Genomic DNA, 21,523 nt, shown 5'->3' on the forward strand with positions numbered 1-21,523 from the left:
GTTCAGTCAAGATTCATTAAGTAGGGGTTGCGTCGCATGTGTGGCATCGTCGGTATCGTCGGTAAGTCGAACGTGAATCAGGCGCTGTATGACGCGCTAACCGTCCTCCAGCACCGCGGCCAGGATGCTGCCGGTATTGTGACCAGCCACGACGGCCGGTTATTCCTGCGCAAGGACAATGGTCTGGTGCGTGACGTGTTCCATCAGCGCCACATGCAGCGCCTGGTCGGGCACATGGGCATTGGCCACGTGCGCTACCCGACAGCGGGCAGCTCGACCTCGGCCGAAGCCCAGCCGTTCTACGTCAACTCGCCCTATGGCATCACCCTGGCGCACAACGGCAACCTGACCAACGTTGAACAACTGGCCAAGGAGATTTACGAATCTGACCTGCGCCACGTCAACACCAACTCGGACTCCGAAGTACTGCTGAACGTGTTCGCCCACGAGCTGGCCCAGCGCGGCAAGCTGCAGCCGACCGAAGAAGACGTGTTCGCTGCCGTGACTGACGTGCACAACCGCTGCGTCGGTGGCTATGCGGTAGTGGCGATGGTGACCGGCTACGGTATCGTCGGTTTCCGCGACCCCCACGGCATCCGCCCGATCGTGTTCGGCCAGCGTCATACCGACGAAGGCGTCGAGTACATGATCGCTTCCGAAAGCGTGTCCCTGGACGTGCTGGGCTTTACCCTGATTCGCGACCTGGCGCCGGGCGAAGCGGTCTACATCACTGAAGACGGCAAGCTGCACACCCGTCAGTGCGCACTGAACCCGAAACTTACCCCGTGCATCTTCGAACACGTCTACCTGGCGCGTCCGGATTCGATCATCGACGGTGTTTCGGTGTACAAGGCGCGCCTGCGCATGGGCGAGAAGCTGGCGGACAAGATCCTGCGCGAGCGCCCGGATCACGACATCGACGTGGTTATCCCGATCCCGGACACCAGCCGCACCGCTGCGCTGGAGTTGGCGAACCACCTGGGCGTGAAATTCCGCGAAGGCTTCGTCAAGAACCGTTACATCGGCCGTACCTTCATCATGCCTGGCCAGGCTGCGCGCAAGAAGTCGGTGCGCCAGAAGCTCAACGCGATCGAGCTGGAGTTCCGCGGCAAGAACGTGATGCTGGTGGATGACTCCATCGTACGCGGCACCACCTGCAAGCAGATCATCCAGATGGCCCGCGAAGCCGGTGCGAAGAACGTTTACTTCTGTTCCGCCGCGCCTGCCGTGCGTTACCCGAACGTGTACGGCATCGACATGCCGAGCGCCCACGAACTGATCGCCCACAACCGTTCGACCCAGGACGTTGCGGACCTGATCGGCGCCGACTGGCTGATCTACCAGGACCTGCCGGATCTGATCGAAGCCGTCGGTGGTGGCAAGATCAAGATCGAGGAGTTCGATTGCGCGGTGTTCGACGGCAAGTACGTCACCGGCGATGTCGACGAGGCCTACCTGAACAAGATCGAGCAGGCCCGTAACGATTCCTCGAAGATCAAGACCCAGGCGGTCAGCGCGATCATCGACCTGTACAACAACTGAGTAGACACCGGCCCTGAGGGGCCGGTTTTGTATCTTTGATAAAGCATTCGAGTTGAGGAGTAGAGCATGAGTCAGGAATGGGATGCCGGTCGCTTGGACAGTGACCTCGATGGCGTAGCTTTCGATACCCTGGCTGTGCGCGCCGGCCAGCACCGCACCCCGGAAGGTGAGCACGGTGACCCGATGTTCTTTACCTCCAGCTATGTGTTCCGCACTGCGGCCGACGCCGCTGCGCGTTTTGCCGGTGAAGTGCCGGGCAACGTTTATTCGCGTTACACCAACCCGACCGTGCGCGCGTTCGAAGAGCGTATCGCCGCGCTGGAAGGCGCCGAGCAGGCTGTCGCCACTGCCACGGGCATGGCCGCGATTCTCGCGGTAGTCATGAGCCTGTGCAGTGCCGGCGACCACGTCCTGGTATCGCGCAGCGTGTTTGGTTCGACCATCAGCCTGTTCGAAAAGTACTTCAAGCGTTTTGGTATTGAAGTCGACTACGTGCCGCTGGCGGACCTGTCCGGCTGGGACGCGGCCATCAAGGCCAACACCAAATTGCTGTTCGTCGAGTCGCCGTCCAATCCATTGGCCGAGCTGGTGGACATTGCCGCATTGTCCGAAGTGGCCCACGCCAAGGGCGCGATGCTGATCGTCGACAACTGCTTCTGCACCCCTGCATTGCAGCAGCCGCTGAAGCTGGGCGCAGACATCGTTGTGCACTCGGCCACCAAGTTCATCGACGGCCAGGGCCGTTGCATGGGGGGCGTGGTTGCCGGCCGCAGCGAGCAGATGAAGGAAGTGGTGGGCTTCTTGCGCACCGCCGGCCCGACCCTGAGCCCGTTCAACGCCTGGATCTTCCTTAAAGGCCTGGAGACCTTGAGCCTGCGGATGAAGGCCCATTGTGCCAACGCCCAGGCCCTGGCCGAGTGGCTGGAGCAGCAGGACGGCATCGAGAAAGTCCACTACGCCGGGCTCAAGAGCCACCCGCAACACGAGTTGGCCCAGCGCCAGCAGCGTGGTTTCGGCGCCGTGGTGAGTTTCGAAGTCAAGGGCGGCAAAGAGGGCGCCTGGCGCTTTATCGATGCGACTCGCCTGATCTCCATCACCGCCAACCTGGGTGACAGCAAGACCACTATCACTCACCCGAGCACCACCTCCCACGGCCGCCTGGCGCCGCAGGAGCGTGAAGCTGCCGGGATTCGTGACAGCCTGATCCGCATTGCCGTGGGCCTGGAAGACGTCGCTGACCTGCAGGCCGACCTGGCCCGTGGGTTGGCTGCCCTGTGATCGAGTGGTCCATGGAGGCGGCGAGCGCCAGTAACGGGCGGGTCGCGCTGGTGACCGGCGCGGCGCGGGGCATCGGCCTGGGGATTGCCGCCTGGTTGATCAGCGAAGGCTGGCAGGTGGTATTGACGGACCTGGACCGTGAGCGCGGTTCCAAGGTGTCCAAGGTGCTCGGCGACAACGCCTGGTTTATTACCATGGACGTGGCCGATGAGCGGCAGGTTGCCCAGGGGGTGGCCGAGGTACTTGGCCAGTTCGGGCGCCTGGATGCGCTGGTGTGCAATGCCGCTGTGGCCGACCCGCGCAACATCACCCTGGAAAGTCTCGACCTGGCTTACTGGAATCGTGTACTGGCGGTGAACCTCAGTGGTCCCATGTTGCTGGCCAAGCACTGTGCGCCCTACCTGCGGGCCCACGGCGGCGCCATTGTCAACCTGGCGTCGACCCGGGCACGCCAGTCGGAACCGGACACCGAAGCCTATGCGGCGAGCAAGGGCGGTTTGCTGGCCCTGACCCACGCGTTGGCTATCAGCCTCGGGCCGGAAGTACGGGTCAATGCCGTCAGCCCGGGCTGGATCGATGCCCGTGACCCGGCTGCACGCCGTGCCGAGCCGCTGACGGATGCGGATCACGCCCAGCACCCGGCGGGCAGGGTAGGCACTGTGGAAGACGTAGCGGCGATGGTGGCGTGGTTGCTGTCGCGCAATGCCGGGTTTGTCACCGGGCAAGAGTTCGTCGTCGACGGCGGCATGAGCAAGAAGATGATTTACACCGAGTAGGGCGGGTCGCGGTCCTGAAGCCATTTTGTCTTTTTCAGAAAAACTTCAAGCAGGCTATTGACTTAGGTCCGCTACCTGCGTAAATTTCGCGGCCTCAACGAAGCAAAGGGTGATTAGCTCAGCTGGGAGAGCATCTGCCTTACAAGCAGAGGGTCGGCGGTTCGATCCCGTCATCACCCACCACTTCTTGAGAGTTTTGCCCTAGGGCAAGACGCAACGTTAAAGGTTGCACCGACGCGCAGCGGTAGTTCAGTCGGTTAGAATACCGGCCTGTCACGCCGGGGGTCGCGGGTTCGAGTCCCGTCCGCTGCGCCATATTTTCCAGGTCTGATGTTTCAGATTTGAGATTGAACAGCCAAGGCTGGTCAGTCAGATGTTTGAAGGCGGTTGAAGGTGACACTTCAGCAGTCTGAGCGATACGCAGCGGTAGTTCAGTCGGTTAGAATACCGGCCTGTCACGCCGGGGGTCGCGGGTTCGAGTCCCGTCCGCTGCGCCATATCTGTTCCAGGGCCCACTGAACGCCCTGAGACGCCAAAGCAAGCCGCTGGCTTGGTTGGATCGATAGCAAAGACCCTGGTCGAAAGACCGGGGTTTTTTGTGTCTGCGATTGGGTGCCGGCGCGGCAAGTACAGGGGCCGGCAAGCCAGCCCCGTGGTCCGGGGTCAGAATCCCAGCTTGTCCCGCAACCCGTAATACCAGGCCCCCAGCGCCGCAAACGGCGTGCGCAACAGTTGTCCGCCGGGGAAGGGGTAGTGCGGCAGGCCGGCAAACGCATCAAAACGTTCTGCCTGGCCTCTCAGCGCTTCCGCCAGTACCTTGCCCGCCAAGTGGGTATACGTCACGCCATGGCCGCTACAGCCCTGGGAGTAGTAGATGTTATCCCCCAGGCGACCGACCTGCGGCAGGCGCGACAAGGTCAGCAGGAAATTGCCGGTCCAGGCGTAGTCGATCTTCACGTCCTTGAGCTGCGGGAAGGCCTTGAGCATCTTCGGCCGGATGATCGCCTCGATATTCGCCGGGTCACGCGCGCCGTACACCACGCCACCGCCGAAGATCAGGCGCTTGTCGCTCGTCAGGCGGTAGTAGTCCAGCAGGTAATTGCAGTCCTCGACGCAGTAATCCTGTGGCAGCAGCGTCTTCGCCAGTTCATCGCCCAGTGGTGCGGTGGTAATCACCTGCGTACCACACGGCATCGACTTGGCCGCCAGTTCCGGAACCAGGTTCCCCAGATAGGCGTTGCCCGCGACAATAATGAACTTGGCCCTGACCTTGCCGTGCGCCGTATGCACCACCGGATTGGCGCCGCGCTCGATGCGAGTCGCCGCCGACTGCTCATAAATCGTGCCGCCCAGGGACTCCACGGCTGCCGCTTCGCCCAGCGCCAGGTTCAGCGGGTGAATGTGCCCGCCGCTCATGTCGAGCAGGCCGCCCACATAGTTGTCACAGGCGACCACTTCTCGAATGCGCCGCTCGTCCAGCAGCTCCAGCTGGGTGTGGCCGTAGCGCTCCCACAGGCGCTTCTGCGACTCCAGGTGGCCCATGTGCTTGCTGTTCAGTGCCGCAAATACACCGCCGTCCTTCAGATCGCACTGGATCTGATACTTGGCCACCCGCTCCCGAATGATCCTGCCGCCTTCAAATGCCATGTCGCCGAGTAATTTCGCCTGCTGGGGGCCGACACTGCGCTCGATCACATCGATATCACGGCTGTAGCTGTTGACGATCTGCCCACCATTACGGCCCGACGCGCCAAAGCCTACCTTGGCAGCTTCCAGCACTGTCACGCTAAAGCCGTTTTCCAGCAGGAACAGCGCACTGGACAGGCCGGTATAACCGGCGCCAATCACGCACACATCGGTTTCGACTTCACCTTGCAGCTCTGGGCGAGGAGGTACCGCATTCGCAGACGCGGCGTAATACGACTGGGGGTAGGGGGTGTTCGCCATCCTGGAACCTCTGTTTTATATTTTTTACGAGTGCGCCGATCCTACCTGAGTTGAAAATCCGCTGCCAGCCGCCGGAAAATACGGTTGTGCTGGCCACAAATAAAAAATTCGCATATTCATAGGCTTAGCTGCAAAAAAGGTGTTGACACCCCTCGGGAATTCCGTAGAATGCCGCCTCACAGCAGGCACGTAGCTCAGTTGGTTAGAGCACCACCTTGACATGGTGGGGGTCGTTGGTTCGAGTCCAATCGCGCCTACCAAACAAAATCCGCTCTGCTGGGCGGTCTAGAAGGGCTCACCGAAAGGTGGGCCCTTTTTTGTTGCGATTTGCGAAGCCTTTACAACCTACCCCCTCAGAATGACGATTCGGCGGCTCCTCCTGGCTTGTCGATTTTTGTCCCGTTGCGCCTTTCTGAGCGTGCTTCGGCATCTTCTTTTCCCGTCTCCCATGAGCCTTACTGAACGCGATAACGGCTTGATCACGCGTCCGGCGCGTGTGATGCGTATGTCGGTGTCTGTGGGCAATAAAGTGAGCATTGAGAGTGCTGCTTTTGTAGGATTTTTAGCTGTATGCATGTACAGTTGTTTCGCCGAAAAATGGCCATGGGAAATCAGGAGAAGTCATATGTCAATTTACATCGATACCCCTTATGTTTTTACCCCGAATCCTTCTGCGGATAACGGCCCTCAACTCCAGTCGGTGATGAAGGCCGGATACCGTTGGATTCAAATCAATGGCACTGACTGCCCGATCGGGACAACAGTCCTGCTAAACCGTGATGACAATTGGCCCTACAGTGGGCAGATCATCGAGCCAGCACCAGGGATCGATAAGGTCACTATCGACGTTTCAGGGATCGGTCGTAACCCGCTGGACCCAACAGATCCGAGTTATGCCGCCATCGACTACCAGGGTAATGTTCGCCCGGGCAGTTATCTGACCGCGCCGGCCTACGTCAATACGACCGAAATCTCCGTGGCTGATACCACTCCGTACACAAACGGTTCCTGGATCGTCATCTCGGATGCTTCAACCGATTTTGCAACCTACCCGATGCCACTCGACGGCCCGCTGGAGGTTCGCCAGGTTATTTATGTGCTGGCTAACTCATTGATTGTTAATCGCGTAATCAAACGTGATCATCCCCAGGGCGCAATCGTGGCTTTATGTGACCCGATTAAAAACGTGTACATCCGCAACCTTGAATTCACCGGGGACGCTGCGGTAGGGCTGCATCTGCACTACGCACAACACTGTGTGATCGAGAACATCACGTCGGTCGACTGGACTGGGCGCTGCATGCTGCTGCTGGACAACGGTGGTGAGTACAACACCATTCTTGATAGTTATTGCACGGCTACAGAGCCAGGTGTCGATCCTGAACAGACCGCCTGGGGTGTCGTCATCGAGGGGCAGGACTCTACCCGCGTGATTAATTCAGGTGGTGAAAATTGCGGCTTGGGGATGGGGATGAATTACAGCATTGATTGTGTGTCGATTAACGCAAGGGCTCGCCTCAATACAGTAAACGTTGGGGTCTATACCGCATCCATTCGTACGGGGTTCCTTCGACCTGCGACCGAATCCCCTCTGATCCTGGATAACGTCATCACTTCAGACTGCGTTGATTGCTATATGGTTGAACCCATACCTTTTTCCGGATAATCATGGAAAAAAAGCCCGCATTGAGCGGGCTTTTTTATTGGGAATATTTATTCCCAGGGTATAGGTTCGCGGCCAGCGCCGTTGCGACGCCCAGCAACAGAGCGGCCGCAATTGTCCCTTGGTAATCATTGGCCAACACAGAAGCACGGCCAGGTAGGGCAGATTCGAATGGGCGCTGAGTCGGCAGGATGCCGCGGACCTGTAAAGCGCCCGTCCAGACGCAGTTCTGCAGCCCTTGTCATGCACTCGATTTTCTCGTCTTGCCCCTTCAGATTGCGCTTCGCAAGTCTTTCGCCTGAATGTCCTGGGGATTCCGTTCGGCAACGTTAGGACTTTTCCGAGGTTAAAGATGGCGTCGTACTACTACTCTTCCTGTGTTGTTCCGAAGGATCGATAGGCCTGCCCCGATTCGTCATAAATAACTACAGAGAGCTGCCCCATGCTTCAACTCGACTTCTATTCAACGCTGGTCGCCGCCTCCCTGGTGCTTTTACTTGGGCGCGGGCTGGTCGCTCGAGTCGGTTTCCTGCGCACTTACAATATTCCGGAGCCGGTGGCCGGCGGTTTAGTGGTGGCGGTGCTGCTCCTGGTCCTGCGTATGCTCGCTGGCATTGAGGTCCGGTTTGATTCGTCGCTGCAGACGCCACTGATGTTGGCTTTCTTTGCCACCATTGGTTTGAATGCGGATTTCGCCAGCCTGAAGAAAGGCGGGCGGGTGCTGGGGATTTTCCTGCTGGTGGTGACGGCGCTCCTGGTGGTCCAGAACGCGATGGGGATTGCGCTGGCCAAGGCGCTGGGGCTCGATCCGTTGATGGGGTTGTTGGCGGGCTCCATTACGCTGTCGGGTGGGCACGGGACCGGCGCGGCCTGGGGCGCGGTGTTCAGCGAGAAGTATGGCGTGGCGTCGGCGTCCGAACTGGCCATTGCTTCCGCGACCTTTGGCCTGGTGCTCGGCGGCCTGATTGGCGGCCCGGTCGCTCGCCTGCTGATCAAGCGCGTCCAGACGCCCGCCCTGGCGCCGGTACAACCGCTAGGGCCAAAAGGATTCGAGCAGCCGAATCAAGAGCGCATGATCACCTCCTTCTCGTTTATCGAGACCCTGGCGCTGCTCGCCATCAGCCTGCAAGTGGGCACGTTCCTCAGCGGTTTTATCCAGGGCACGGCCTTTGAGCTGCCGACGTTTGTGTGTGTCTTGTTTGTCGGTGTGGTGTTGCGTAATGGCCTGTCGGCGCTGGGCTGGCACCAGGTATTCGAGCGCGAAGTCTCAGTGCTCGGGAATGTCAGCCTGTCGTTGTTCCTGGCGATTGCATTGATGTCGCTCAAGCTCTGGGACCTCGCCGCGCTGGCCCTGCCGATTTTCATCCTGCTGGCTGCGCAGGCGTTGATGATGGCGCTGTTTGCGATTTTCGTGACGTTCCGGGTGATGGGGAGCAACTATGACGCGGCGGTCCTGGCGGCGGGGCACTGCGGTTTCGGGCTCGGTGCCACGCCAACTGCCATTGCGAACATGCAGGCGGTGACCCAGCGTTTCGGGCCATCGCAGATTGCATTTCTGGTGGTGCCGATGGTGGGCGCCTTTTTCATCGATATCACCAATGCGATCGTGATCAAGTTGTACCTGGCGCTGCCGTTCCTGGGCGTCGCGGGATAAACGCGGTTTACCGGATTTGCCGTTTAATGACTCGCCAGGTCCTGCTTGCCCAGGACCTCGTCAATCACCCCAAGCTGCCAGGTGAAATACGGATTGAACGTCAACCGCGCGTGCATCTTGCCCGGCTCACGGTAGCCCCAGTCCGAATACCACACGTCGGCCCCTTGTTCGCAGGCGCGGGTTGCGTCGTCCGTCTGGCCGTTCCAGCAAAACCGCAGGCTGCCCTGTTCGCCATACAGAGCGTTGTCGGGTGAGAACAGCAACCCCATGTGGGAGAACTGGCTGATCCGCAACTCCGGCAGGTAGTCGGTACGCGCTTTTACACGGCGGGTATCCCAGGCGCTCTCTGGCAATGTGCCGTACCAGGCGAGGCGGCTATGGGGGTTGCTGAAGCGTTGCTGGAAGGTGTCCAGCACGTAGTGCGTATCGAGTACTGAGTCGTGGGCTGCGACGGCAATGAACACCGGCTTGTCATAGGGGCGCCGCTCCAGGTCCTGGCGGGCTAGCCGGCTGCTGCGGTAGAACTGGGCAAAACCGTTGGTGGGCACTGTCATGTAGCGCACCAGGCTCTGTTGTGGCCGGCTGGCGTCTGGCGCCAGCAGCCAGGGGCGCGCCCAACTGATCAGGGGTGTCAGCCAGTCGTAGGTCATGCTGGACTGGAACGCGGGAGAGAACAGCAGCAGCCCCGCGACGTCGTCGTGTTTGTAGGCGTAGTCGAGTACCAGGTTGGCGCCGGTGGAAAAGCCGCCGAGGTAGATTTCTCCTACCTCTGCGCGAAGGATCGCAGCCTGTTCGTCCACCACCCGGCGCCAGTCTTCCATGCGCACCTGCAGCATGTCGGCCGGTTGCGTGCCGTGGCCGGGCAGCAGCACGGTCCTGACCAGGAAGCCGCGGGCGGCCAGTGCGCTGCCGATATCGTGGAAAGACCAGGGTGAGTCGCCCAGGCCATGCACGAGAATGATCCCGCGCTTGGGGGCACCCGCCGGGCGCCATTCCTGCGGGGCGTTCCAGTTGAGTTCGGCAGCCTTGTCGATGCCCTGGAAGTCACGATGGTCCCGCAGCCATTGCAAGGTAGCGGCGCGATACGCTTCGAATGATTTCTGGCCAAGCGGCATGCCCGGTTCTGCGAGGGCTGTCGTGCAGAGCAATAGGGCGAGCATGCCGCAAGCAATGCTTCGGAGCGTTCTGCGCATCGATGGACGGGGCTGCATACAGGTTTGATCGTTCAAGGCAGGTTCTCAACGGAGCGTAACCGTAAGGTCATGCACGATAATGACCTGCCTTGTATCGCCGAAAGTGCGAAACAGTAGCAAGACGTTTCCGATGATCTCAGAATCGATCCAGCCGGTAGGGCCCAAGTGCCGGCAGCCCGTTGGACGCGGCCGCAGGCGATGCCAGCCGTGCAATCAACTCCGCCGTCACCGCAGCCTGCGTCAGGCCCAAATGCTGATGCCCAAAGGCAAGCAGCACCTTGCCCTCGCACACCTTGTCGATAATCGGCAGCGAGTCCGGCAGGGAAGGGCGAAACCCCATCCACGGCGTCGCGTCCTCGGCACTCAAGTCACGACGAAACAGCCCCTGGCTCAGTCGATGCAACTGCCACGCGCGTTCCATGTTCGGTGGGCGATCAAGGCCGGCGAACTCCACGGTACCTGCCAGCCGCAATCCGCCGTCCATGGGCGTCATGATGAACTTGCGCTCCAATGACGTGACCGCAAACGGCAACCGTCCATGCTCATGGGGCAACATCAGGTGATAGCCGCGCTCTGTATCCAGCGGGACCTTTTTGCCAGTCAGTGCGCCGGTCAGGCTGGCTGAGTGCGCACCGCATGCGATCAACACCTGGCGCGCGGCCACGGTGCCTTGGTCGGTCCGCAATGAAACACCGTGCTCGTCCAGCTTCCCGCCCACGACCTGGCGCTTGAGAAATTGCACCCCGCTGGCCTTGGCCGCTTCCATCAGCTCGCAAACCACCCCATAGGGATCGAGAAAATGCCCGGTGCGAGGAAAGAACAACCCGCCCTGAATCCCTTTGCTGAGTTGTGGCGCCGCGTCCTGCACCACGCTGGCGTGCCAGTGGTCCACCGGCACTTCCTGCTGACTCATGCGTGCCTGCAATGCATCAATGGCCTGTCGCGACTCGGCGCGCTCGAAGACCAGCAACGAGCCGTCTTCGCGCATCAGGTGCGGGCGCTCGATGCTGCCCAGCAGCCGGTGCCAGGCGCCCAGGCTGCCTTCATTGAGCGCGCGGATCCCGGCGACGGTGCGCTGGAAGGGCGCCGGGCGCAGGTTCAGCAGCAGCCGGGTAAACCACGGCAGTGCACGCGGCAGGTATTTCCAGTCCAGGCGCAGCGGGCCCATCGGGTCCATGAGCATGGCGGGCAAACGCGACAGGATCGACGCATCCGCGATGGGGAACACTTGCTCGGTCGCCAGGTGGCCGGCATTGCCGAACGAGGCGCCGTGGCCGGGTTCCTGCTGATCGATGATGACCACCCGCCGGCCCTGGCGCGCCAGTTGCAGCGCGCAGGCGACGCCGATGATGCCGGCGCCCACTACGGCGACGTCTGGCATGACGTTATCGGACATGTTCTAGGCTTCCCTCTGACCGTCGAGCAAGCGCCGCAGCAGCAATGGGTTGCCGTGTTGCAGGGCCGTCGGCAGCAAGCTATCCGGGAAATCCTGGTAGCACACCGGCCGCAGGAATCGCAGGATCGCGGCGGTGCCCACCGAGGTGGTGCGTGAGTCCGAGGTGGCCGGGAATGGTCCTCCGTGCACCATCGCATCACACACTTCAACGCCGGTCGGCCAGCCGTTGACCAGCAGGCGGCCGGCCTTGCGTTCCAGGGTCGGCAGCAGCGCGCGGGCAGTTGCCAGGTCGTCGTCATCCAGATGCAGGGTTGCGGTCAGTTGGCCCTCCAGGTGTTCGCTGACCTGGCGGACCTCATCGACGTTGGCACATTGCACGATCAATGACGTGGCGCCGAATATCTCGGCTTGCAGGCTGTGATTGGCGAGAAAGTCCCGGGCCTGGGTCACGAACAAATGGGCCTGTCCCTGGTTCGGCTCTTCTGCCGGCAGACCGGTACCTGCGAGCTGAGCATGCCGGGTCAGGGCGCTGACGCCGTCTTCGTAAGCCTTGAAGATCCCCGGTGTCAGCATGGTCTGGGCAGTGCTGTGTTGAAGCAGGTTGGCAGCCGTGCCGACGAAGTGGTCCAGCGCTTGCCCTGCAACGGCAATCACCAGCCCGGGGTTGGTGCAGAACTGGCCGGCACCCTGGGTCAGGGACGCGACAAAACCTTGTGCCAATGCTTCACCGCGTGCGCTCAACGCAGCGGGAAACAGGTAGACCGGATTGATCGAGCTCATCTCTGCATACACCGGGATCGGCTCGGGGCGCGCCTGGGCCGCCTGGCACAAGGCAATACCGCCGCTGCGCGAGCCGGTGAAACCCACGGCCTTGATGCGCGGATCGCAGACCAGCGCGATACCGACCTCGCGGCCCGAGCCATACAACAGCGAAAACACACCCTCAGGCAGGCCACATTGCTGAACGGCCCGGGCCACCGCGCGGCCCACCAGTTCGCTGGTGCCAGGATGCGCGCCGTGTGCCTTCACGATCACCGGGCAACCGGCCGCCAGTGCCGACGCGGTATCACCGCCCGCCACCGAGAATGCCAGCGGAAAATTGCTCGCGCCGAACACGGCCACCGGCCCCAGCGGTACGTGGCGTTGACGCAGGTCCGAGCGAGGCAGCGGCTGGCGTTCCGGTTGTGCAGTATCCACCCGCACATCCAGCCATTCACCCGCGCGCACGGTGCGGGCAAAGGTGCGCAATTGCTGGCAGGTGCGCCCGCGTTCGCCCTGGATGCGTGGGCGGGGCAGGCCGGTCTCGGCCATCGCCCGTTCAATCAGTTCATCGCCCAGGGCTTCGATTTCGTTGGCGATGGTTTCAAGGAATTCGGCGCGAGCCGCCAACGGCGTTTCGCGATAGTTATCGAAGGCGCTCCAGGCCAACGCACAGGCGTGTTCGACATGTTCGGCGGTGCCGCCGGCGTAGGCGGGTTCCAGCGCAAGGTTGGTGGCAGGATTGATCGCCCGGATGGCCTCGCGGCTGCCTGGAATGGAGTGCTGACCAATCAGCATGGTGCCCGTCAGAGTCATGGCGTAGTCCTGGAAAGTAAAGATTGGCTTGGCGAAGAGAATCCACTGTGGGAGCTGTCGAGCCCCAGCGAGGCTGCGATGCAGGCGCTGCGGTCTGGCAGGTACACCGCAGTGATCCCATCGCAGCCTCGCCGGAGCTCGACAGCTCCCACATTTGATTTTTGCTGCCTTGAATAGTGTTAAGCGACGTTCTGCTCGGCCGACCAGTTGGCGTACCACTGGCGGAACAGCGCGTACTGGTTCTCTGCATAACGACGCTGGGCATCGCTGAGGGCATCGGTCTCGTTGAAGTGCAGGGTGTATTCCTTGTCGCCGTTGAGCACCATCAGATGTTTGTAGAACAGCACCAGGTCGCAGCCTTCGTCGAAGGACGACAGCACCGCCAGCGCCGACTCCAACTCCCGCGCCTGGCGACGTGCAGTGGCGTCGCCCTTGGCGGCTTTCTTGCTCAAGGCCACCAGTTGCAGGACTTCCCGTGGCAGTGCATTGCCGATGCCGGTGATTGCGCCGGTGGCGTTGCAGTTGACGAAGCCGTGCACCACTTGGGTATCCACGCCGACCATCAAGGTCACGTCATCGTCCTTGGAGGTGATGTGTTCGGCCGCGTAGCGCAGGTCTGCAGCACCGCCGAATTCCTTGAAGCCGATCAGGTTCGGGTACTCGCGACGCAGTTCGAAGAATAGGTCGGCGCGGGTGGCGAAGCCGTAGTAAGGGCTGTTGTAGATCACCGCCGGCAGGTTTGGCGCCGCCTTGAGGATGGCTGCAAAGTGATCCTTTTGCGCCGTCGCCGATGCGCCACGGGACAGCACCCGCGGGATGACCATCAAACCATGGGCGCCGACCTTCGCCGCATGCGCTGCATGGGCCACGGCTTCACGGCTGTTGACCGCGCCGGTGCCGACGATGGTCGGCACACCGGCGGCCACCAGGCGCGCCACGCCTTCCTGGCGCTCGGCCTCGGTCAGCAACGGCCAGTCGCCCATGGAGCCGCAGTACACCACCGCGCTCATGCCGATATCGATCAGTTCGCGGCCCTTGGCGACCAGTGCGTCAAAGTCCGGTTTGCGCTGGGCGGTGCACGGCGTCATCAATGCAGGGATGCAACCGGTGAAGATAGTGGTATTCATTGTTTCAGCTCCAGTTTGATTGAAGGGGCGGGGGCGGTTCAGATGCCCCACGCGAAGGGGTCCTGTTCGTCGATCAGCAAGGTGCTGTCGGCGGTCATGTAGGCGCGGCCGGTGATGGAAGGGCGCACACGTTCGCCCTCCCATTCATAGCTGCCTTCGAATTGGCTGCCGGTGATGCTGGCTTGTATCCATGGCTCACCGGCGGCGAGTTTCCCGTCGGCCGCCAGGCATGCGAGCTTGGCGCTGGTGCCGGTGCCGCAGGGCGAGCGGTCGTAGGCCTTGCCTGGGCACATGACAAAGTTGCGGCTGTCGGCCTGGGGGTCGTCGGCGAACAGTTCGATATGGTCGATCAGGGCGCCGTCTTCGCCGTGGATGCCCTGGGCTTCGAGGGCCTTGAGCATTGTCCAGGTGTAGTCGGTCAGGGCTTCGACGTTGTTCATTTCCAGCGCTTGGCCATGATCGGAAACCAGGAAGAACCAATTGCCGCCCCAGGCGATATCGCCGTAGACCAAGCCATGTCCAGGCACTTGCACCGAGACATGCTGGCGATAGCGATAGGCGGGCACATTGCGCAACGTGACCGCGCCGTCGGCGTGCAACGTGGCGCTCACCGGGCCGACCGGCGTGTCGATCTTGTGCACCCCCGGCGCGATCTGCCCCAAGTGGTGCAACGAGGCAACCAGGCCGATGGTGCCGTGGCCGCACATGCCGAGGTAGCCGGCGTTATTGAAGAAAATCACGCCGCAGGTGGCATCGGCCGAGACCGGCGCGCAATACAGCGCGCCCACCAGTACATCGTTGCCACGGGGCTCCAGCAGGCACGCCCTGCGCCATTGGTCATGCCGGGTGCGCAGGTCGTCGAGTTTGTCGACCATGGTCTCGCCGGCCAGCGGCGGGAACCCCGTCATCACCAGGCGCGTGGGCTCGCCGCCGGTGTGGGAATCAATGATGTGCACTCGTTTCATAGAACAATCCATCCAGTGGTTGGCTGAGGCTCAGGAAGCAAGCTGCACTCGGCCGATGTCGGGCTCAGGGGCTTCGCTTTCGTCGTCTTCGGTTTCCAGGCGAACCAGGTGCGCCGGCACGCCGGTGGCCGCGCCCCAGTAATAAATCCCCAGCGCGCAAGCGGCGACGACCACGGTGTCGAAGGGATGGCCGAGGATGCCCAGGCCACCGAAGCTGCCGAGCTTCGACAGGATGATGGTCACGGCGTAGAAGCCGATCAGCCAGGCGGAGGAGCGAACCTGGCGGCCCAGGCTCAGGTGCAGGGTCGGCACAAAACGGCCGCACAGCAGGTACACCACGAACATCAGGATTTGCAGGCCGAGCAGCCACGACACGGTGCTCCAGCCGGACCAGTAGACGATCAGCGCGGCGATGATGAACGACAGGGGGCCGAGCAAGCCCATCCACTTGACCCGGAACGGGCGCGGCAGGTCAGGCGCATTGCGGCGCAGGGCGGCCACGGACACCGGCGCCACGGCGTAGCTCAACACCAGCGCGGCGGACACCACGTTGATCAGCGCTTCCCACGACGGGAAGGGCAGGGTCCAGAACACCGACAGGCCAAAGGTCAGCCACAGCGCCGGGCGCGGGATGCCGGACTTTTCGTCGATGCGGGTGAAGATCTTGAAGAAGGTTCCGGTTTGCGCCCAGCCGTAGATCACCCGTGGCGTGGCGTTCATGTAGATATTGCCGCAGCCGCTGGGGGAGATCACGGCATCGGCGACCACCAGGTACGCCAGCCAGCCCACGCCCAGGGCGAGCGCGATGTCGCGGTACGGCAGGGCCAGTTCCTTGGCGACGCCGGCCCAGCCGTTGGCGAGCATTTCGGTGGGAATGCCGCCGAGGAAAGCGGTCTGCAACAGCACGTAGATTGCAGTGGAGAGCAGCACCGACAGGATCAGTGCAATTGGAATGGTGCGTTGCGGGTTCTTCACTTCGCTGGCCACCGAGATGATCGGCGTCAGACCCAGGTAGGCGAAAATCACCCCGCCGGCAGACACGGCCATTTCAATCCCCGACAGGCCGAACGGCGCGAAGCCCTGGGCGTGGAAATTCTCCGGCTTGAAAAAGGTGAACAGCACGCCGATCACCAGCAGCGGCACGATGAACTTGAACACGCTGACCAGGTTATTGGCCATGGCGAAGGTCTTCACGCTGCGGTAGTTGAGGGCGAAAAACAGCGAGAGCAGCGCAAACTGCACGAACCAGCCGAGGACGGTGGGGTTGCTGGAACCCGCCTGCGTCAACTCGGGAAACCACGCCGCGGCGTATTGGCGCGAGGCGACCACTTCAATTGCCACCAGGCTTGAAAACGCGATCAGCGTGATAAAGCCCATCAGGTAGCCCAGCAGCGGGCCGTGGGAATAGACCGGGTAGCGCACCACGCCGCCGGCGCGGGGCAATGCCGCCCCCAGTTCGCAATACACAATGCCCAGCAGCAACACGGCGAAGCCGCCCAGCAACCAGGAAAAAATCCCCGCCGGTCCGGCGATGGCGGAGACGTGACTGGCCGCGAACAGCCAGCCCGAACCGAAGATCGCTCCCAGTCCGATAAAGGTGAGGTCGATCAATGAAAGCTGTTTCTTGAACTTGCCTTGGGCTGACATGGCGGCGCCTTCTTGTGGGTTATTGGATAGGCATGCAGTGGCCATACAGTGAACCCATCAACGGCGCCGCGATTGATGTTTTGCGCAGGCTGCGATGACGAAATCAGCACAATTGCGAGTGCTCGACAGGGCTACCGCCATGCGGCAATCTGCTCGCCAGGCACCGCCCGCCGGGCGCCTGGCCTGTCCGCAAAATGCAGGAGAGAGCGTCATGATGCAGAGCGCGTTCGCGACCCTATGCCAAGGGAGCGAGTCGAATCGTCCACAGACCATCGAAGAATTACTGGCCGGCGTGGGGTTGCTGTTGCCGATGCTGGACGTGATTCCCAATGCCGCGATCTTTATCAAGGACGTGCAGGCGCGCTACGTATTGGCCAACCGCACCCTGGTGCAGCGGTGCGGCTTGAAGGACTTGCAACCGCTGTTGGGAAAAACCAGCGCCGAGGTATTTCCCGCGCAGTTGGGGCCCGGCTATACCGAGCAGGATCGGCGGGTGCTGGAGCAGGGATTTGTCCTCGAAGACCAGCTGGAATTGCACCTCTACGGTACCCGCGAGCCGGGTTGGTGCCTGACCCACAAATGGCCGCTGTACAGCCGCGACGCTGCAATCATCGGCCTGGCGGGCATCTCGGTCGACCTGCAAACCGCCAGCGAAACCCACCCGGCCTATCAACGGCTGGCGGCGGTGGACGAGCACATCCGGGCGCATTTCAATCGGCGGGTCACGTTGGGTGAACTGACGCGGATCGCCGGGATTTCCGTGGCGCAGCTGGAGCGCTACTGCAAGCGCGTGTTCCACCTGACACCGCGCCAGATGATCCAGAAGGTACGCCTGGAACATGCGCACCGGCTGCTGCATACCGAGCTGCCGATCACTGAGGTGGCGTTGCAGTGCGGGTATACCGACCACAGTGCGTTTACCCGGCAGTTCAAGGCGTTGACCGGGTTTACGCCGCGCCAGTATCGGCAGGCGACCAGTGTGCGGTGATGTCTAATTGGATCTACGTGAATGTCATGAGCAGCGGTGGCGCCAACAAGGAGGGCGCCAACGCTCTTCGCAGTTGCGCAAACCTGGTCAGTTTTATCCCTGCCGTTGGTGCGACTTATCAAGTCGTCCAGTCCGTGCCGGTGAGTGGCTGCGTGGTGGATGTCACCGACAAAAGCACCGGGGGCTCTCCCGATTCGTTCAGAAGAGAAGCGGTTATCGGTGGGTGTTCGCCTTGACTCAGTAGGACGGCGTCACCTGGGTAATCACTGGCCGGCCTTCAACGTTTCAAGCATCGCCTGTGCTGCCAGCGCATGCACCTTGCGCGTCGGATGCCATTCATCCCAGTAGTAATGCGCATCCGGGTTTTCACACACCGGCTTCACGTCCGGATAGGTGTGTTGGCAGGGCGTATCCAGGTCTTTCAACCCCGCCACCTGGGGAGCTGCGCGCAGCTTGTCGCTGAACGCCACGTGGTCGAAGTAGCTGATGCTGACCTGATGCGCCTTAGCCAATGTGCTCAGCACAACCGGCAGTTTTTGTTCCAGTACCTGCTGGTAGTTTTTCGCGTTCTCGACTTGATTGCCCTGCACCACGGCTGGCACATGACTCAAATCCGTGGTGCCCACTACCATCACGTGTTTTGCGCCCGCTGTAATCAGTGTCTCGGTGGCTTTCTGAATATTTGCCACGCTGTTCTGGCTGAGTACGGCAACCGACTCTGGGTGCGAGAAGTCGGCCCATTCAAAAAAGTCGTTGGCCGAGATGAAAATGAAATACAGCGCCTTCGGGTCGGCTTTGTGTGCCTTGGCGGACTTCAGGTAGTCAGCGATCTGGCCTGAAACGCCGGTGTCGCGGGCGGGCTCCATCCAGGCGTAGTAGTTGCCATTGCCACTCTTGGCGCCGCCCACTGCGTAGTCGGTCAAGGGTGTTTTCAAGGCGTGGGCCAGGTTCTCGACGGCAGTCGGGCCATTGCTCCAGCGGCCCTTCCAGTACAACGAGCCGGGCAGTTCCTGGGCATCCTTGACCTTCAGAGTGGCCAGGGTCTTGGTGAAGCGTTCACCCGCACCGTTATCGGAGTAGCTATCGCCGAACGCATAGAGGTGATCGTAGCGGGGAGCGCCAAAGGCGGTGGAGGCGGTCAGTACCAATAGAGCGGCCAAGCAAGCGCGTAGAGTCATTGGAAATCTCCCGGGTGGTGCTCCAAGAGTACTGGCGGTGAAGTGCATGCCCGCGGGCGGTTGCGACCTGTGTGTAGCTGAGGGCGCAAAGACTGTCCTGTATGCGACAGGTGGCTATCGCTGGTAGTGTCCGCAGAATTGGGCATTCACATCAGGAAGATTGAGATGGCATCAGCGATAGAGTTGTCTTTTGAAGTTACGGCGCAAGAGCGCCAGGCCATCCTTCAGCCGCTGAGGGCATACAACATCAGCCAATGCGGCGAGAACCCGTTCGAAACGTTTGGGCTGTTACTGCGCGATCCCGCCAGCCAGGAAGTGGTGGGCGGCCTGTACGGGAAAATTTCCTATGGCTGGATGTTCATTGAGCTGTTGAGCGTGCCTGAGTCAATGCGCACTCAAGGCATGGGGTCGCGGCTGATGCGCGCGGCTGAGGAGCTGGCACGAGAGAAGGGCTGTGCGGGGATCTGGCTGGACACCTTCAGCTTCCAGGCGCCCGGGTTCTACCGGAAGCTGGGTTTCAGCGAGTTCGGGCATATCGCCGAGTACCCGTCAGGGCACACGCGCCACTTTTTCCAGAAGCACCTGGGCTGAGGTCTAGCGGGTCACCGATCGCCACGTGACCAAGCCGTCCAGCCCTTTATCGGACTTCAAGTACCTGAGCACGTTCTGCGCCTGGGCCTTCTCTTCAAACGGTCCGACAAATGCCCTCTAACGCTTCAAACACCCACAAACTTTATTGGATTGCAGCAACAATTTTTCTTGTTGGACACCTCCCTCCCCAAGCAGCAAAGATGCGGCCACTGACGCTCGACCTTCCAGGTCAACAATAAAAAATCGAGCCGGGCTGCACGCCGTTTTCTTGCAGTGAACCCTTTGTTCACTACCTGCTTTACTGGCGCCGCAGCGCGCACTTAAGGACCTCACCACCATGCAAACTGTTGTGAACCTATGGCCGCTGATTGGCGTACTCGTCATCGTGGTCGGCTTTGTGTTGCGCTTCAATCCGCTGCTGGTCGTCACGGCGGCAGCGATTGCCACCGGGTTTGCCGCCCACTTTCCACTGGAAAAGATCCTCGCCACCATGGGCGACGGCTTCCTCCAGACTCGCGCCTTGCAATTGATCCTGTTGTTGCCCCTGGCTGTCATCGGCTTGCTGGAGCGCCATGGCTTGCGCCTGCATGCGCAAAACTGGATCGCGCGCTTTGAGCGGGCCACGGTTGGGCGCTTGCTGATCATCTATCTCTTTGTGCGTGAATCCACAGCGGCCATGGGCCTGACGAGCCTGGGCGGGCACCCGCAGATGGTGCGCCCGTTGCTGGCGCCGATGGCGGAAGGCGCGGCGGAAAAACGCTATGGCAAACTCCCCGACAAGCTTCGCCACAAGGTCCTGGCCATGTGTGCCGCGACCGACAACGTAGGGCTGTTTTTTGGCGAGGATATCTTCGTCGCCTTTGGTGCGATTGCGTTGATGCACACGTTCCTGCTGGGTTCGGGGATTGATGTCGAGCCTCTGCACATTGCGGTCTGGGGCATCCCGACGGCGATCTGCGCCTTCATCATTCACGCGATTCGCTTGCACCGCTTTGACCGAATGCTGACCCGAGAGCTGTTGCCGGCCAACACAGCGGAGGCGGCGCAATGATCATTTCCATTCAATACCTGTACTGGCTGGCCGGCGTTCTGCTGGTGATCACCGCCGGGATGATCCTGATGGATCGCACCCACCCCAAGCGCTGGTCGAGTTCGTTGTTCTGGCTGCTGTTTGCCATTCCGTTCCTGGTGGGGGAGCGCCTGCCCTCGGTGGTGGTCGGCGTGGGCGTGGTGGTGATGGCACTCATCGCGGGCCTGGGCGGCGTAGGCCGCGGCGCGCATGCCCAGTTGCATGACAAGGCCGCACGGGCCAGCGCTGGTCGCCTGGGGCATAAATTGTTTATCCCGGCATTGGCCATTCCGTTGACCACGGTGATCGGCTCGGTATTGCTCAAACACACCGAGATCGGCGGCGTGCCGCTGCTGGACCCGAAGAACACCACCTTTGTTTCCCTGGGTATCGGCTGCCTGATTGCACTGGCGCTGGCCTGCTGGCTGACGCGGGACACCCCGGTGCAAGCCCTTCGCGAATCCCGGCGCCTCACCGAAGCGCTGGGCTGGGCGATGGTGCTGCCGCAGATGCTGGCGATGCTCGGGCTGTTGTTCAACGAAGCGGGCGTGGGCACAGCGGTGGCGCACATCACCACCACCTATATCAACCTGGATTACAAGCTGGTAGCGGTGATGGTGTATGTGTTGGGCATGGCACTGTTTACCGTGATCATGGGCAATGGCTTTGCCGCCTTCCCGGTGATGACCGGCGGCGTTGGCGTACCGGTGCTGGTAGGCATCTACGGCGGCAACCCGGCGGTGATGGCTGCCATCGGCATGTTCTCCGGTTACTGCGGTACGCTGATGACACCCATGGCGGCCAACTTCAATATTGTCCCGGCAGCGTTGCTGGAGCTGCCGGATAAAAACGCGGTCATCAAGGCACAGATGCCGACCGCGTTGATGATGCTGGTGGTCAATATTGTCCTGCTCTACCTGCTGATGTGAGGCTG

The 21,523-nt window shown here is 61.4% G+C and carries 17 protein-coding genes and 4 tRNA genes; 13 read left to right on the forward strand and 8 right to left on the reverse strand.

What is annotated here, in order from left to right:
* The first annotated feature begins 36 nt into the window (after positions 1 to 36).
* The 6 genes from purF (at position 37) to C0058_RS10700 (ending at position 4,093) form a co-directional block, all read left to right on the forward strand.
* Entirely contained in the window at positions 37 to 1,542 is a 1,506-nt protein-coding gene (gene purF, locus C0058_RS10675) for an amidophosphoribosyltransferase (RefSeq protein WP_003212683.1), read from the forward strand.
* 66 nt (positions 1,543 to 1,608) lie between these two features.
* Positions 1,609 to 2,820, forward strand: a complete 1,212-nt coding sequence (locus tag C0058_RS10680; RefSeq protein WP_008438742.1) for an O-succinylhomoserine sulfhydrylase — start codon at positions 1,609 to 1,611, stop codon at positions 2,818 to 2,820.
* Positions 2,821 to 2,831: 11 nt separating this feature from the next.
* Positions 2,832 to 3,596, forward strand: a complete 765-nt coding sequence (locus tag C0058_RS10685; RefSeq protein ID WP_003212687.1) for an SDR family oxidoreductase — start codon at positions 2,832 to 2,834, stop codon at positions 3,594 to 3,596.
* A gap of 107 nt (positions 3,597 to 3,703) precedes the next feature.
* Positions 3,704 to 3,779, forward strand: a tRNA-Val gene (locus C0058_RS10690).
* Between the two features lie 55 nt (positions 3,780 to 3,834).
* Positions 3,835 to 3,911 (forward strand) — tRNA-Asp (locus C0058_RS10695).
* A gap of 105 nt (positions 3,912 to 4,016) precedes the next feature.
* Positions 4,017 to 4,093: transfer RNA gene (locus C0058_RS10700), tRNA-Asp, on the forward strand.
* Between the two features lie 166 nt (positions 4,094 to 4,259).
* Here C0058_RS10700 and C0058_RS10705 read toward each other — a convergent pair.
* Positions 4,260 to 5,543, reverse strand: coding sequence for an FAD-binding oxidoreductase (locus tag C0058_RS10705; protein WP_008438740.1), 1,284 nt, complete (start codon positions 5,541 to 5,543; stop codon positions 4,260 to 4,262).
* 183 nt (positions 5,544 to 5,726) lie between these two features.
* Between C0058_RS10705 and C0058_RS10710 the strand changes: the two genes are divergently transcribed.
* From C0058_RS10710 to gltS, 3 genes are all read left to right on the forward strand, one after another.
* Positions 5,727 to 5,803 (forward strand) — tRNA-Val (locus tag C0058_RS10710).
* A 365-nt stretch (positions 5,804 to 6,168) separates the two neighbouring features.
* Positions 6,169 to 7,209 carry a hypothetical protein gene (locus tag C0058_RS10715; protein WP_102368525.1) on the forward strand — a complete coding sequence of 347 codons (1,041 nt, stop codon included), beginning with the start codon at positions 6,169 to 6,171 and terminating at the stop codon, positions 7,207 to 7,209.
* Positions 7,210 to 7,648: 439 nt separating this feature from the next.
* Entirely contained in the window at positions 7,649 to 8,860 is a 1,212-nt protein-coding gene (gene gltS, locus C0058_RS10720) for a sodium/glutamate symporter (RefSeq protein WP_102368526.1), read from the forward strand.
* A gap of 23 nt (positions 8,861 to 8,883) precedes the next feature.
* On the opposite strand, the gene C0058_RS10725 is transcribed toward gltS, so the two are convergent.
* The 6 genes from C0058_RS10725 to C0058_RS10750 form a co-directional block, all read right to left on the reverse strand.
* On the reverse strand, positions 8,884 to 10,020 hold the full coding sequence (locus C0058_RS10725; protein WP_174717778.1) for an alpha/beta fold hydrolase: 1,137 nt from the start codon (positions 10,018 to 10,020) through the stop codon (positions 8,884 to 8,886).
* Positions 10,021 to 10,189: 169 nt separating this feature from the next.
* Positions 10,190 to 11,449 carry an FAD-binding oxidoreductase gene (locus C0058_RS10730; protein ID WP_102368528.1) on the reverse strand — a complete coding sequence of 420 codons (1,260 nt, stop codon included), beginning with the start codon at positions 11,447 to 11,449 and terminating at the stop codon, positions 10,190 to 10,192.
* A 3-nt stretch (positions 11,450 to 11,452) separates the two neighbouring features.
* Positions 11,453 to 13,024: an aldehyde dehydrogenase (NADP(+)) gene (locus tag C0058_RS10735; RefSeq protein WP_102368529.1), complete on the reverse strand. Its 1,572-nt coding sequence runs from the start codon at positions 13,022 to 13,024 to the stop codon at positions 11,453 to 11,455.
* Positions 13,025 to 13,203: 179 nt separating this feature from the next.
* Complete coding sequence (locus C0058_RS10740; protein WP_087693960.1) at positions 13,204 to 14,151, reverse strand: dihydrodipicolinate synthase family protein; 948 nt, start codon at positions 14,149 to 14,151, stop codon at positions 13,204 to 13,206.
* Between the two features lie 38 nt (positions 14,152 to 14,189).
* Positions 14,190 to 15,116, reverse strand: coding sequence for a 4-hydroxyproline epimerase (locus tag C0058_RS10745; RefSeq protein WP_102368530.1), 927 nt, complete (start codon positions 15,114 to 15,116; stop codon positions 14,190 to 14,192).
* A gap of 30 nt (positions 15,117 to 15,146) precedes the next feature.
* Positions 15,147 to 16,763 (reverse strand): APC family permease, encoded by a 1,617-nt coding sequence (locus C0058_RS10750; RefSeq protein ID WP_008438731.1) that lies wholly within the window; start codon positions 16,761 to 16,763, stop codon positions 15,147 to 15,149.
* A gap of 211 nt (positions 16,764 to 16,974) precedes the next feature.
* On the opposite strand from C0058_RS10750, the gene C0058_RS10755 reads away from it, so the two are divergent.
* Complete coding sequence (locus tag C0058_RS10755) at positions 16,975 to 17,751, forward strand: AraC family transcriptional regulator (protein ID WP_174717779.1); 777 nt, start codon at positions 16,975 to 16,977, stop codon at positions 17,749 to 17,751.
* Between the two features lie 263 nt (positions 17,752 to 18,014).
* Here C0058_RS10755 and C0058_RS10760 read toward each other — a convergent pair whose 3' ends face one another.
* Positions 18,015 to 18,929 carry an SGNH/GDSL hydrolase family protein gene (locus C0058_RS10760; protein ID WP_102368531.1) on the reverse strand — a complete coding sequence of 305 codons (915 nt, stop codon included), beginning with the start codon at positions 18,927 to 18,929 and terminating at the stop codon, positions 18,015 to 18,017.
* Between the two features lie 165 nt (positions 18,930 to 19,094).
* Here C0058_RS10760 and C0058_RS10765 point away from each other — a divergent pair, with 165 nt between their 5' ends.
* From C0058_RS10765 to C0058_RS10780, 3 genes are all read left to right on the forward strand, one after another.
* Positions 19,095 to 19,520, forward strand: a complete 426-nt coding sequence (locus C0058_RS10765; protein ID WP_102368532.1) for a GNAT family N-acetyltransferase — start codon at positions 19,095 to 19,097, stop codon at positions 19,518 to 19,520.
* 337 nt (positions 19,521 to 19,857) lie between these two features.
* Positions 19,858 to 20,571 (forward strand): DUF969 domain-containing protein, encoded by a 714-nt coding sequence (locus C0058_RS10775; RefSeq protein ID WP_003219990.1) that lies wholly within the window; start codon positions 19,858 to 19,860, stop codon positions 20,569 to 20,571.
* Positions 20,568 to 21,518, forward strand: coding sequence for a DUF979 domain-containing protein (locus tag C0058_RS10780; RefSeq protein ID WP_003219989.1), 951 nt, complete (start codon positions 20,568 to 20,570; stop codon positions 21,516 to 21,518). The genes C0058_RS10775 and C0058_RS10780 overlap by 4 nt, the downstream gene beginning before the upstream one ends.
* Positions 21,519 to 21,523: the final 5 nt, after the last annotated feature.

Source organism: Pseudomonas sp. NC02 (assembly GCF_002874965.1).
Lineage (GTDB): Bacteria > Pseudomonadota > Gammaproteobacteria > Pseudomonadales > Pseudomonadaceae > Aquipseudomonas.